The organism is Streptomyces sp. NPDC006463, from assembly GCF_042870715.1.
GTDB lineage: Bacteria > Actinomycetota > Actinomycetes > Streptomycetales > Streptomycetaceae > Streptomyces.
Genome location: NZ_JBIAHP010000058.1, coordinates 1 through 12,752 on the forward strand (window position 1 = coordinate 1; position 12,752 = coordinate 12,752).

11 protein-coding genes are annotated in these 12,752 nt (G+C 66.2%); 10 read left to right on the top strand and 1 reads right to left on the bottom strand.

Features of this window, described 5'->3' with window-relative positions; translation table 11 throughout:
* Positions 1 to 547 (bottom strand): condensation domain-containing protein (locus ACFYOB_RS41025; RefSeq protein ID WP_388570034.1); only part of this gene is annotated, 547 nt, incomplete at its 3' end.
* Between the two features lie 1,157 nt (positions 548 to 1,704).
* On the opposite strand from ACFYOB_RS41025, the gene ACFYOB_RS41030 reads away from it, so the two are divergent.
* The 10 genes from ACFYOB_RS41030 to ACFYOB_RS41075 all read left to right on the top strand — a co-directional run.
* Positions 1,705 to 4,080 (top strand): amino acid adenylation domain-containing protein, encoded by a 2,376-nt coding sequence (locus ACFYOB_RS41030; RefSeq protein WP_388570037.1) that lies wholly within the window; start codon positions 1,705 to 1,707, stop codon positions 4,078 to 4,080.
* Positions 4,081 to 4,141: 61 nt separating this feature from the next.
* Positions 4,142 to 5,341: an MmgE/PrpD family protein gene (locus tag ACFYOB_RS41035; protein ID WP_388570040.1), complete on the top strand. Its 1,200-nt coding sequence runs from the start codon at positions 4,142 to 4,144 to the stop codon at positions 5,339 to 5,341.
* Positions 5,342 to 5,539: 198 nt separating this feature from the next.
* Positions 5,540 to 6,007: a VOC family protein gene (locus ACFYOB_RS41040; protein ID WP_388570043.1), complete on the top strand. Its 468-nt coding sequence runs from the start codon at positions 5,540 to 5,542 to the stop codon at positions 6,005 to 6,007.
* Positions 6,008 to 6,027: 20 nt separating this feature from the next.
* Entirely contained in the window at positions 6,028 to 6,972 is a 945-nt protein-coding gene (locus ACFYOB_RS41045; RefSeq protein ID WP_388570046.1) for a hypothetical protein, read from the top strand.
* Positions 6,972 to 8,267, top strand: a complete 1,296-nt coding sequence (locus ACFYOB_RS41050) for an MFS transporter (RefSeq protein WP_388570049.1) — start codon at positions 6,972 to 6,974, stop codon at positions 8,265 to 8,267. The genes ACFYOB_RS41045 and ACFYOB_RS41050 overlap by 1 nt, the downstream gene beginning before the upstream one ends.
* Before the next feature lie 23 nt (positions 8,268 to 8,290).
* Complete coding sequence (locus ACFYOB_RS41055; protein WP_388570052.1) at positions 8,291 to 9,301, top strand: class I SAM-dependent methyltransferase; 1,011 nt, start codon at positions 8,291 to 8,293, stop codon at positions 9,299 to 9,301.
* 15 nt (positions 9,302 to 9,316) lie between these two features.
* Positions 9,317 to 10,102 (top strand): class I SAM-dependent methyltransferase, encoded by a 786-nt coding sequence (locus tag ACFYOB_RS41060; protein WP_388570055.1) that lies wholly within the window; start codon positions 9,317 to 9,319, stop codon positions 10,100 to 10,102.
* A 54-nt stretch (positions 10,103 to 10,156) separates the two neighbouring features.
* On the top strand, positions 10,157 to 11,428 hold the full coding sequence (locus ACFYOB_RS41065; protein WP_388570058.1) for a cytochrome P450: 1,272 nt from the start codon (positions 10,157 to 10,159) through the stop codon (positions 11,426 to 11,428).
* Positions 11,429 to 11,483: 55 nt separating this feature from the next.
* A complete protein-coding gene (locus ACFYOB_RS41070; protein ID WP_388570060.1) occupies positions 11,484 to 11,675 on the top strand; it encodes an MbtH family protein in 192 nt (63 codons plus the stop codon).
* Positions 11,676 to 11,740: 65 nt separating this feature from the next.
* Positions 11,741 to 12,752 (top strand): condensation domain-containing protein (locus ACFYOB_RS41075; RefSeq protein ID WP_388570063.1); only part of this gene is annotated, 1,012 nt, incomplete at its 3' end.

Genomic DNA, 12,752 nt, shown 5'->3' on the forward strand with positions numbered 1-12,752 from the left:
GCAGCCCCTCCAACACCCCGCCCCGCAACCACTCCCGCTGCCACACCGCAAAGTCGGCATACTGCACCGGCAACTCCGGAAGACCCGCATCGCGACCCTCCACCGCCGCCGCATACAACGCCGAAAGCTCACCACCCAAAATCCCCGCCGACCAGTCATCCTCGACTATGTGGTGCAGGCAGATCAGGACGAGGTGATCGTCAGGATCGTGGTCCAGACGCACTGCGAGGGCACGCAGGGGGCGACCGCTCGCCAGGTCGAAGGGACGGTCGATCTCGGTCCTGACGATGTCGTATCCGGCCTGCTCGCGCGCGGCAAGGCGACCGCCCTCGGTCAGGTCCACCAAGGTGACGTCGACCTGCCAGGGGTCATCGACGATTTGGGCCGGTTCACCGAACTCCGTGGTGACGAATCGCGTCCGCAGCACCTCATGCCGACGGACGAGGCCGGACAAAGCCGTCTCCAGGTGGCGCACGGCCAACGGCCCCCGGACTCGGAAGCTCAGTGGGCTCGTGTACTCGGCGCTGTTCGGGTCGAGCTGATGCAAGAACCACAGCCGGAGCTGAGCAGGAGACAGCGGGGCAGGCCCGGATCGTTGGGTCGGCTGCACCGTCAAGGGGGAGGTCGACTGAGATGCCTGTGAGTCCCCGTCAGTTCCTACCGTCACTACCCACTCGTGCTGCTCGCTCATGGTGACCACCGCCTGTTCCGTCAGGAGACTCTGAGGTTTCGATAGGGGCCCGCACCGTGCCTGTCCCGCGCGGAAGGGTGCGTGGCTCCGGTCCCAGCGCAGTCCGAGGAAAACCCCCGAGAAAGGCAATCCCATGCAGCGCCGGGTCCGCAGACGGCAGCCCGTTCGGCGCGGCGGAGGTCATCACCCGGTGCGTCGGTAGGTATCGCTGGAGTTTTCGCGTGCGCCTACGGTGTGCACGATCGCGGGTGCCCGCCCCAGGAAGGGGGCACTCGGCGATCTCTGCGGTCGACGACCGTGTCGGTGAAGCCGCACATCAAATTTGTACGTACCGGGAGCGGGGTCGCCCGAGGCAAAGAGGATCACGGCCTGTGCCCTCCGTCAACCCGGGGTTCGGGTGATGCGTCGAGGTCCCGCTCGTGCTGAGGCCCCTGTCGCGGAGCAACAACACGGTCGCTGTACTGCTCTGTTGGGACGGGCGGCCATCCCAGACTCAGCTCGCATTCGAGTGTCGATTGATCTTGCCTGGCCGACTACCGGTGTGTAAGCATCGAGATCCGAGCTCAGTAACATGTCACACTGCAATTTCCTTCTCCGGCTCGCGGCCTGTGGGGAGGGGTCGGGGCGTCAAGTGTTTGCACCGACCGGAAACTGCGGTGGTGCCGTGCCAGACCGAGCGGGGTTGCCGTGGGCTTGGCGCCGCAGCCGGGCCGCATCACGCGGGAGCGGGGAACGACATGCGTCGGCATCCAAGTGATGTGGCGGAGAAGGGTGAAACGTTGCGTCATCGGCGACCCTCCTGAGGGTCCCGGGCGGTCTCAGAATCGGGGGATTGAATGGGAAGCAATCGTGTTGCCGACAAACATTTCGGTCATGCAGGAAGGAGCGAGGGGCCACCGACGCACCAGGGAGCGGGCGCAGTACCGTCTACATTCGAGCTCCTGCTGCCCCGGCCCTGCACGGTGGACTCCGGGGCCTCCAGGCCAACGCGGCATCACCGTCTGCCACAGGAGTTGCTGTCGCAGGTCGAAGCCTTCGCCATCACCCACGGCGCGAGCCGAACGGCCGTGCTGCTGACGCCCTTTCTCACACTGCTGCACCGCTACGCGGGAGACCGGGACATCTGCGTCGCTACCCGGTTGGACGACAGCCACGGGGCGAGCCCCTGGTCGGCGGACGTGCCTGTACAGCTCCCGATGCGCGGCCACCATACGGTCCTCGAGGTACTCCGCGGCGTCGACTCCGCAATGGAATCGACGGTCATCGGCGACCCAGGCGGGTCACCGTTGCTCGCGGAGGCGGCGTGCTCATTTGGTCGAGCCCCTGCCGGCCGGGCCGCCGACGAGAGGAGCGGAGCCGATCCAGGCCATCTGCTCTCCGTCGAGCTGCTGCACCTCGACGCCGCGCCGGGCGTCTCGAGCCACCAGCGAGGCCCATCGAACCTCACGCTCCGCTGGTCCTGTGACCCGGCCGCTGTCGCGGCAGCCGCCCTCAGCCGAATGCCCCACCACTACGAACAGTTGCTCCGCGCGGCCTTGTCCGATCCACGCTGCCGGATCGGAGACCTGCCGATGCTGCCGGCCGACGAGGCACAAAGGTGCCTCACCTGGGGTACCACTGCAGGCACCGAGCCGGATCGCACAGTTGTGGACCTCCTGGAAGAAACCGCCGCACGTGTGCCGAACGCGCAGGCCGTGATCTGCGATGACGTTCAGCTGACCTACACCGAACTTCTCGATCGCGTCGGTCGGCTCGCACGGCAGCTTCGCACCGCCGGGCTCAGCACCGGCATGCGTGTGGGCGTCCTCATGGAGCGCTCGGCCGGGCTCCACATAGCACTCCTTGCCGTCATGAGGGCCGGAGGTGTCTATCTGCCGCTGGATCCGCACCATCCGGCGCCGCGTATCGTCTCCATCCTCAAGGACGCCTCGGTCGAGTTCCTCCTGACGGATGAGCATCTCGGCACACCGTTCAGCGGCCCCGAGATCAGACTCGTCCACGTCGACTCCCACGGTGCAGTCGACCTCCCGGTCGGCGCGATGACGGAACAGGACTTCCGCCCGACGGTGGATGACGTGGCGTACGTCGTCTATACGTCGGGAACGACCGGCCGCCCCAAGGGCGTTGAGGTTCCGCACCGTGCTCTGACCAACGTCTTGATGCACTTCGGCGCGGAATTCGGGCTGGGGACGGGCGACACGGTGGCCGGGGTCACTACAGTGTCCTTTGACATCTCGATTCTCGAACTTCTCCTGCCGCTCGTCCGGGGGGCCCGGCTGGCTCTCCTGCCGCGAAGTGCGGCAGCGGACGGCGCGGAGCTTCGCGAGGCGCTGGCGGAGTACGAGGTGTCATTCATGCAAGCAACGCCCATGACGTGGCGACTTCTGCTCGATGCGGGATGGCAGGGGGACCCACGTCTCACAGCGTTGAGTGGTGGGGAGACGACCCCACCGGATCTTGCTGCAGAGCTCTGCCGGAAGGTGGGCGGCGTCTGGAACGTCTACGGGCCCAGCGAAACCACGATCTGGTCCACCTCGCATCGCATCACTGAAACCAGCACGATCGTGCCCATAGGCCGGCCCATCGCCAACACGACCCTTCGTGTCGTCGACTCCGGAGGCCAACTGGTGCCCATAGGGCTTCCGGGTGAGCTGTACATCGGTGGCACAGGGCTCGCACGAGGGTACCTGGACCGTCCCGACCTCACACGCGAACGGTTCGTGGCATGCCCGCAGGGCCCGGCACACGACACGATGTACCGCACCGGGGACCTGGTGCGCTGGTCCGAACAGGGTGAGCTGGAGTTCCTCGGTCGCATGGACCGCCAGGTGAAGGTCCGTGGTTTCCGGATCGAATTGGAGGAGGTCGAAGGCCGGCTCAACGTCCACCCTCTGGTGCGCCACGGCGTCGTCGACGTGCGCTGCAACAGCGAGGGTGACGCGGAACTCGTCGGCTACGTCGTCCTGGAAGAAGACGCACCGCAAGCCTTGACGGACATCCGGGCGTCGCTGGCTTGTCATTTGCCGGAGTACATGGTCCCCAGGCGGCTCGTGGTCCTGCCTGAGCTGCCCCTCTCGATCAATGGCAAGGTCTTGCGCGACCGGCTGCCCGATCCCCGCAGCGTGCAAGAGACAGACGAACCGACCCGGTACGCCAGCTCGCACGAGCGTGAACTGGCCGCCATCTGGGCCGACGTCTTCGGAGTTCAACAGGTGTTCGCTGCCGAGGACTTCTTTGAGCTGGGCGGCACCTCATTGCACGCGCAGCGCATCGCGACGCGGGTGAATGTCGCTTGGGAGGCGAAGGTCAGGGTGTCCACCGTGCTGAGGTATCCCACCGTCGCCGAGCTGGCGGCATTTCTGGAGGGACAGGGCGTTGTCGCCCTTTGACTCCGCCTCGGTCCCGGTGTTGCGAACCGACCCTCCGTCCGTCTCCCCAAAGGATCGAGCGATGCCCTCAATCGCCGAACAACTCGTCCAGTGGGCCCATGAGTACGTGCCGACCGAGCAGGACTTGGCCTTGTCGAGGCGGGCCCTGCAGGACACGGTGGCGGTGACACTCGCCGCACGGCGGGACCCGATCCGGGGTGCCGTCGGCGGACTGACGGACGCGGGCCGATGGGCGACACTCGCCCACGTGCTGAGCTTCGACGACCTGCACATGCCTTCCACGACTCACATCGGCGCCATCTGCGTGCCGACGGTGCTGGCCGTCGGCGGTGGTGCCCGCGCGTACCTCGGCGCGGCAGGTGTGATGGCGCGGCTCGGTACGGTGCTGGGCTGGTCGCACTACGCCAGTGGCTGGCATGTGACGTGCACCGCCGGTGCTCCTGCGGCTGCGGTCGGTGCTGCCCTGTCTCTGGGTCTGGACCCCCGTCAGACCGCAGCAGCCATCGCCCTGGCGGTCCCCGCGGCCGGCGGTGTGCAACGTGCGTTCGGGACGGCAGGCAAGTCCCTGCAGGTGGGGTTCGCCGCGGAGGCCGGTGTACGGGCTGCCCGTCTGGTCGCGTCAGGGGCGGACGCCGACCCGAGGGCTCTCGACCAGTGGCTCGGCCTGGTAGGCGGAGATCCCGCCCGGCTGGAGCTCTCCGGACCGGCGGTACCCGGCGGGCTGGCGACCAAGGTCTTCCCGTGCTGCTACTCGATGCAGCGGCTGATCAGCGCGGCACGGCGGTTGCCGGCAGAGCTCCCGGTGGATGTGGCGATCGAGAGTGTTCACGTCACCACACCCGAAGCCACGGTCCGGCCGCTCATCTACGACCGACCGCAGACCGGGATGCAAGGGCAGCTGAGCCTAAAGTACGCGATAGCGACGGCCATGCTGGACTGCAGCCCGGACTTCGACAGCTTCACCACCGCTGCGGTGAACAGGCCGGCCGCTCAAGAGCTGATGAGCAGAACGACAGTCGAACTCACCCCAGGCGGGGCGGGGTTGCTCGACGGCGATGCGCACATCTCCGCCCGGTTGAGTGACGGCACGAGCTGGTCGACGCGTCTGGAGCAGCCGCCCGGCTCCCCGGCCAGACCTCTGACCGAGAGTGATTTCCGCGGCAAGTTCCTCAGTTGCGGTCCAGACGTCCCCGGGTTGCTCGCCGACCTCGATTGGCCGACTGCCGCCTCGATCCTGAAGTCGGAACTGCCTGCCGGCTAACCCCTCGGCTCGCTTCCGGTGCCTGGCACAGGAGACCTGTGACCAGGGGAGCCCGAGTCGTTCCCACGACCAGGCGGTCACGCCCCCGGCCGCGCGAATCTGCGCACCGGCTCCGCCGCACCTTGTGTCCCGCGCTGCGGAATTCCGCCGCCGTGCCTCGAATACGCAGCCCTTTGGACTCCGAAGGAGATTTCTGACATGTCCGAGATCAAATCGCCAAGGATTCATCACCTGGGAGTGCAGACCGCAGATCTGGACAACTCGCTCAACTGGTACCTCGAGTTCTTCGATGCCGAGCTGCGGTGGTCCCTGGACCGGTTCTCCAGCCTCACGCTCAGCAGGCTGCCCGGTATCCGCCGGTTGGTGGAGGTCGGCACGGGAGACCTCCGTTTCCACCTCTTCGATCGCGACGGCCACAACGGCGAGCTTCCCGACCCCCACGGTTTCCAGTTCCAGCACGCTTGCCTGCAGGTGGCATCGCCTGATGATCTCGAGGTGATCCGTCGCCGCTGGACGGACCTGTACGAGTCGGGCCGCTTCTCGTTCGCGCGGCCCGACCAGCCGACCGCGATCGTGGTGGACGGGGACGGCGTTCAGAGCCTCTACCTCTTCGACGTGAACGGTCTCGAATTCGAGTTCGCCTACCTGCCGGACGATCACCAGTGAGGCCGGGGAGCACGGGCGGCGTGCGCGCGGTCCCCGAGAGCGGCGCTTGGGATTTCGGTGACTTCCCCTATGGCCTCGAGTTCTTGACGATGCCGCCGGTCGGTCATGCGAAGGCTGTGACGTACCTCGCGGAGAAGCCCTCCGCGCGATGCGACGCGGATCTGACCACGAGTCTGCTCGAGGACCTTCTGGACGATCGCCGGGCGGCCGGTCTCGAGGCACCTCAGGATCAATCCGACGAGCGCCTGTTCTGGTTCCGATGGATCACTGGGCATCAAGTCACCTTCATCATCTGGCATTTGATGGGACGGCTGCTGGAAGAGCAACCGGATGAAGGCATCCCGGATTCCGACGTGCTGGCCATGCTAGAGGCCTACACCGAGGGCTACTCCGCCATGCTGCTCTACAGCGGGTCGTGCCCGCGGAGCGTGTACGAGTCCCTGATACGACCGCGCATGTCCCTTCAGCACCGGGGGTTCAGTGGCACGTGGGCCCCGGACTTCGCCCCGGTTCGCGGCCTGTTCCGTGGCGGCCGCAGCGCACCCTGGATACGGAGTGCGGAAGCTATGGGACTCGGCGCTGCCCTGGCGGTCAACAAGGCGACCCACGACGGCATTGCCGCCCGGCTGGTGCCGGGTGGGGAGTCACTGCTGCAGCAGGCTATGACTGAAACTGCGGTCTGGCCGCCCTCCGAGCGGACGGCGCTGCTCTATGACAACTTCTTCATGACGCTGAGGGCTCCCGTGGGGCATGACGCCATCACCGAGCAGCTCCTTCACAGACTGAAGGCAGTGACGTGGGACGTGGCAGTGAACGGCTGCCGCCCCCTCCCGGACGACGACGAGGTCACACCGGAGACACTGCGCCGTGCGGACGTCGTGAGCTGCGAACTCAGATTCGGGGACATCGTCCGCCAGGTCGGCAGGGTCTCTGCCGATCGCCTCCGGGAACGGCTATCGCGCTGATGAAGGACATCGCGAGCCGGATGCGGCGCACGCGACCACGGGATCCGATCTTCCGGCAGCGCAACTTCCGTCTGTTCTTCCTCGGCTACGTCACATCGCTCTTGGGGTCGGCGATGGCACCCGTATCCCTGATCTTCGCGATCTTGGCGGCGGGCGGCAGTGGCTCACAGGTCGGCGGCGTGATGGCTGCGCAGATCGTTCCCATGGTGTTGTGTCTCCTCTGGTCCGGGGTCCTCGCCGACCGGTTCGGCAGCCGAAGAGTGATGCTGATGGCGGACGCCCTGCGGTGCGTAACCCAGTTGGCGCTCGCCCTCGTCGTCTGGCACGGACACCCGCCCCTCTGGGCGCTGATCGCGCTGTCGGCCATCAGGGGGGTCGGCGACGGTTTCTTCACGCCTGCGCTGACAGCACTGATCCCGCGGCTCACGACGGACGCCCTGCTGCCCGCGGCCAACGCCTCGATCGGTGTGGCACGCTCGGTCGTGACCATGGCCGGCCCGGCCTGCGCCGGTGCGCTGGTCGTCACAGCCGGTTCGACGGTCGTCTTGTTCATCGACGCCGCCACCTATGGCGTCAGCGTCCTGGCTCTGAGTCTCCTGCGTCTGCAACAGCAGCCGGCGAAGACCGCACAGTCGATGCTCGTCGATCTCAGGGAAGGCTGGTCGCACTTCCGCTCGTGCACGTGGCTCTGGGTGATCACTGTCCAGTTCACCCTGTTCAACCTGGTCGTCGCGTCGCCCTTCTTCGTGCTTGGGCCGGTCGTTGCCGACCGGAGTCTCGGCGGCGCGGCCTCATGGGGGCTGTTCATGGGGCTCTACGGCCTCGGGTCCGTTCTGGGAGGCCTGTCCCTGCTCGGCCGAGTGCCCGGGCGGCCACTGCTGGTCGCCACATTGGTGGGCTTGGGTTGGGCACTACCCAACGCGGCTCTGGGGTCCGGCCTTTCGACTGCCTGGGTGGCGGCCGCGGTGCTGGCCGCCGGGATGGGCTCGGCTATCAGCACGGCACTGTCGACGACCAGCATTCAGCGACATGTGCCTGCGGCCGTGCAGGCTCGCGTCAGTTCCTACGGCGCGTTCGGTGCGTTCGCCTTGGGGCCGCTGGGCCTGGTCGCTGCCGGGCCGCTGGCGGACCGCATCGGGACGGGGCCCGTGCTGCTTGTCAGTGCCGTTGTGCACGTTGCGGTGAGCGTGGGCGTGCTGGCCGTACCTGTGGTCCGGCACCTGTCGGCGGAGCCATCGCCCGCCGTGGAAGTGGCGAAACCTTCGAAGTTCTTTTCAGAAGCTGAAACGAGGTAGGCGGAGTGCGTAGGGAACCTGAGATGGAAGTTGGCTATTTGCCCGGGATGGGTCTGCACGACTATCTCAGCCACACCGCGGAAATCCATCCGCACCTGCGTGCGCTGTTGGAATTTTCGGCGCCACGCGCAGAGGAGGCCCTGGCACGTCTGATGACGGTGGCCAACGAGTTCGACTGCGATGACACCGGCCGCGGCGACTCCTACCGGAGAGCTCAGGAGGACGCTCTCGTCCGGTGGACGGGCGTTCAACAGCTCTTGCGGTGGGCAGTGGCCTCGGACGATCCCGCGTCGGTGACAGTGCTCGATGTCCTGGGCGGTGACGGGACACTTGCGCGAGCAGTTGCCGAAAAGCCGGATGACCCGATGTCCAAGGTGCAGGTCCTGACCGGAGACATCTCCGGGATGATGATCAAGAGGGCGCTCGCACAGAATCTTCCGGCGGTGCGGCAGAACGCAGACTTCTTGTTCCTGCGCAATGAATCCGTCGATGCCGTGGTCCTCGCCTACGGCACGCACCACATTTCTCCGGAGTCCCGCCCCAAGGCCCTGGCGGAAGCAGTTCGAGTGGTGCGTCCCGGCGGGAGGGTCATCGTTCATGACTTCGAAGAGACGAGCCCCATGGCTCGATTCTTCTCGCAGGTGGTGCATCCGAACACCTCGGCAGGCCATGATTATGAGCACTTCTCCCCCGAGGAGCTGACGCGATTGTTCGATTCCGCGGGCCTGACTGCCGAGATCGTCTACATGTACGACCCGTTTGTCGTGGTGGCAGCCTCCGCGGATGAAGCGCGCAGGGGGATGTGTCGGTATGTCGGGGACATGTACGGGGTGCAGGGTGTACTCGGGGGCGACGGGGATCCGGGCAGCTCCTGGGCACTTCTGGAGTCATGTTTCGACCATTCTCGATATGTGCATCAACTCCCGTCGGCCCTCGAGATCGTAGAGCGGCCGATGGTCTACGAGGCGCAGGGGAATTTCGTGGCGGAAGTGCCGCGAGTATCGATCGTCGGGCTCGGGCAAAAAGACTGCTAGTTTGAGGAGGGGTGCGTGTCCGATATTCCGGTTCCGCGTGCTGGCGAGGATGATCGCTATCACATATCCTGGGAACAAAGCACGCTGCGGAGGAAGTTCGCGGCGGAAGCATTCGGCGAAGAATATCCGGCCGAGGTCGACCCTTCGAGCAACTGCACGTGGTCGGTTCTGGCCGCGATGGTGCGCGGGCTTCGGATGCGTACGGGCGAGGTACTGGTCGATCTCGGTTGCGGACGCGGGGGCCCCGGGCTCTGGCTCGCTCGCGCGGTTTCCGCGCGCCTGATCGGAGTCGACCACTCGCCCGTAGGGCTGGAGTTGGCAGCGGCCCGGGCCTCCCATTTCCTGCTGCCGGACCGAGTGCGTTTCCAACTGGGCACGTTCGACGCCACGGGCCTGCCCGATGCCTGCGCTGATGGCCTGATCAGTATGGACGCTCTTCCCATCGCTCCGGATCGCGATGCCGCCCTGCGAGAGGTGCGCAGGATCCTGCGCCCAGGGGCCCGGGCGGTCTTCACCGGCAGTGATCGCCTCCCTGGCCACCCGACCTACACCTCGGACGTGCCCACCTGGCGCGATCGCATCGCCAGGGCGGAACTCGAACTGGAAATCGACGAAGACCGTGCCGAGGCGCGCCGCCAATGGCAGCGCTGGTACGCGCTGTGGGAACAGCACGAGGCGCAGCTGCGGGCGGAGATCGGAGACGAGGCGGCGGAGGCGATGCTCGATGAAGCCCGATTCGTGGGGCCACTGCTGCCGTACATGCGACTTGGGCTCTTCACCGTGCGAGCCCCGCTGTGCTGAAGCGCCGGCCCACCGGCACCGGCCAATCGGCCACACGGGGAAAGGACATCTGGAATGCGCATGACCACCGCGGGCGAGTCGGTCGATCTCTCGGCCATCGACTTCTTCGAACCGAGCCTGTACGCCACCGGACACCCGCATGCCGCCTGGCGCACGCTGAGGGCCGATCACCCCGTCTACTGGCAGAGGCGGCCTGACGGAACCGGATTCTGGGTGCTCACCCGATACCGGGACGTGTGCCGGGTGCTGCGGAACTTCCGTGACTTCTCTTCGGAAAGCGGGAACCTTCTCACCACTCTGGGGAAGAAGGATCTTGGAAGTGGAAAGATGCTGGCGGTCACCGACCCGCCCCATCACACCGCGATCAAGCGGCAGATCAACACCTGCTTCGCCAGGTCTGCCGTCGAGGCGCTGGAACCGCAGATCCGGGTGCTGGCACGCCGCGTGTTCGCACCCGGCTGCGACGGCGACGTCTTCGACCTCGCGGCGCAGACGGCTTTCTACCCGATCGCCATCACGGCACTGCTCATGGGGATCGATCCGTCGGACTGGGGGCGGCTCAAGAGGTTCGCGTACGTGGCGATCGCGGACCAGGACCCCGAGGTCGCGAGCGGAGGCCAAGACCGTGCCCTGGAGTGGTCGCATTCGGAGATATTCGCGTACTTCGGCGGACAGTTCACCAAGGACCTCACGCAGCGACGGGACCTCATGGGAGCCATCGCCAACGCCAGGATCGGCGACCGTCCGCTGTCTCGTGAGGAGAAGCTGTTCAACGCGTACAGCGTGCTCCTCGGCGCGACAGTCACGAGTTCACATGCAGCGAACGCATCGTTCCTCGCCCTGGCTGACAACCGCAAGGCCGAGACCCTGTGGCGGCGGGAACGCTGCACCGACACATTTGTCGAAGAAGTCTTCCGCTGGTCGTCGCCGGCCAACCACTTCATGCGACATGCCACCAAAGACATCAAGATTCACGACACTCTGATCCGTGCGGGTGATCCGGTGACGGTGTGGCTGGGTTCGGCCAATCGCGACGAGGCGGTATTCGAGGATCCCTACGCCTTCGACGTCCGGCGAGACCCACGGCTGCACATCGCCTTCGGTGTCGGCGCGCACCGGTGCATCGGGGCTCCGCTGGCGCGTCTCGCCATGCGCATCTTCGCCGAGGAAACCCTGCGGATCGTGGAGTCATTCGAGATAGCAGGACCCGTCGACCATCTGGCGTCGCATTTCATCTCCGGAATCAAGCACCTTCCTGTGAAGATCGTTCCGACCCGTGATGCTCGCCGGGAGCTGGCGAGTCTGGATCCGCTCGACAACGTCTGAAGCAGCCGGAGTGCTCGGACCTTCACCCACGCGCTGCGGCAAGGAGATTTGAGAAATGATCAATCCATTCGATGTCGAATCGCAGAAATATTCTGCTCTGGTGAACGACGAGGGGCGGTACTCGCTCTGGCCGGCGCACATGAACGTGCCGGCCGGGTGGCGCGTCGCCCATGCCGCAGACACCCGAGAAGCCTGTCTCGAGTACATCGAGTGGCGCTGGGTCGAAATGCAGCCGGTCAGTCGGTAACTGGTGTAGTGCCGGAGCGGCACCCAGGTCGCGCAAGTCGTTTTTAGTGATGTGAGGATTTCATCGTGAGCGAGCTCGATCCCGATTTCGTCATCTCTTCTGCGCGGCCCGCAGGTGACTCGCGGCCTTCTTCGAGTCCCGCGGAGGAAACTCTGATCCGCATCTGGTCGGAAGTTTTGGGGAACGACCGGGTCGGGCCGCGGGACGACTTCTTCGGCATGGGGGGAAATCCTGAACTCGCCGAACGGGCCGCGGAGATGATCCGGGCCGAATTCGGAGTGGACGTCACTGGCGCAGTCGTCGTCGGGTCCCTGACGGTCGCAGCCCTGGCCGAACGTCTCGCCGAACTGGTCCTGGCCGACGCGATGGCGAACTTCGTGGCCCCGGACGACGCCGGCGGGGCCCCGACCGCAGATCGCATTCCGCGGACCCCAAGCCGGACCGAACCGAAGGGCGCCCGCACGGTACCCGTGATCGCGCGGACGGCGTCGTCTGGACGAGCGCCGTTGTCATTCGCCCAGCAGCGGTTGTGGTTCCTCGACCAGCTCACGCCGGGCGGCACCGAGTACTCGGTGCCCTTCGGCTTCCGCGTGGGTGGGAGGCTCGACGTCGACGCGCTGGGCACCGCGTTCTCAGGACTCGTGAGGAGGCACGAGGTGCTGCGCACCCGGTTCGACGTCGATGCGGGCGAGGAACCGATGCAGATCGTGCAGGAGGGGACTCCGGTCATCCCCCGGGTCGTCGACCTGAGCACAGCCGGCAGTACGGAGGCGGCCGAGGCGGCAGCAAAGGAGCTGCTGGCCGATGAGGCAAGCCGCCCCTTCGACCTGACGAATGGCCGACTGCTGCGCGTGCTGGTGGTGCGGCTGGCTGATGACGACCATGTGGTGGCGGTCTGCCTGCACCACATCGTGGCTGACTTCTGGTCGGCGGGGATTTTGGGTGGTGAGCTTTCGGCGTTGTATGCGGCGGCGGTGGAGGGTCGTGAGGCGGGTCTTCCGGAGTTGCCGGTGCAGTATGCCGATTTTGCGGTGTGGCAGCGGGAGTGGTTGCGGGGCGGGGTGTTGGAGGGGCTGT

Coding starts and splice junctions, on each gene's coding strand:
- ACFYOB_RS41035 (WP_388570040.1), top strand. CDS start 4,142: ATGCCCTCAATCGCCGAACAACTCGTCCAGTGGGCCCATGAGTACGTG.
- ACFYOB_RS41040 (WP_388570043.1), top strand. CDS start 5,540: ATGTCCGAGATCAAATCGCCAAGGATTCATCACCTGGGAGTGCAGACC.
- ACFYOB_RS41050 (WP_388570049.1), top strand. CDS start 6,972: ATGAAGGACATCGCGAGCCGGATGCGGCGCACGCGACCACGGGATCCG.
- ACFYOB_RS41055 (WP_388570052.1), top strand. CDS start 8,291: ATGGAAGTTGGCTATTTGCCCGGGATGGGTCTGCACGACTATCTCAGC.
- ACFYOB_RS41065 (WP_388570058.1), top strand. CDS start 10,157: ATGCGCATGACCACCGCGGGCGAGTCGGTCGATCTCTCGGCCATCGAC.
- ACFYOB_RS41070 (WP_388570060.1), top strand. CDS start 11,484: ATGATCAATCCATTCGATGTCGAATCGCAGAAATATTCTGCTCTGGTG.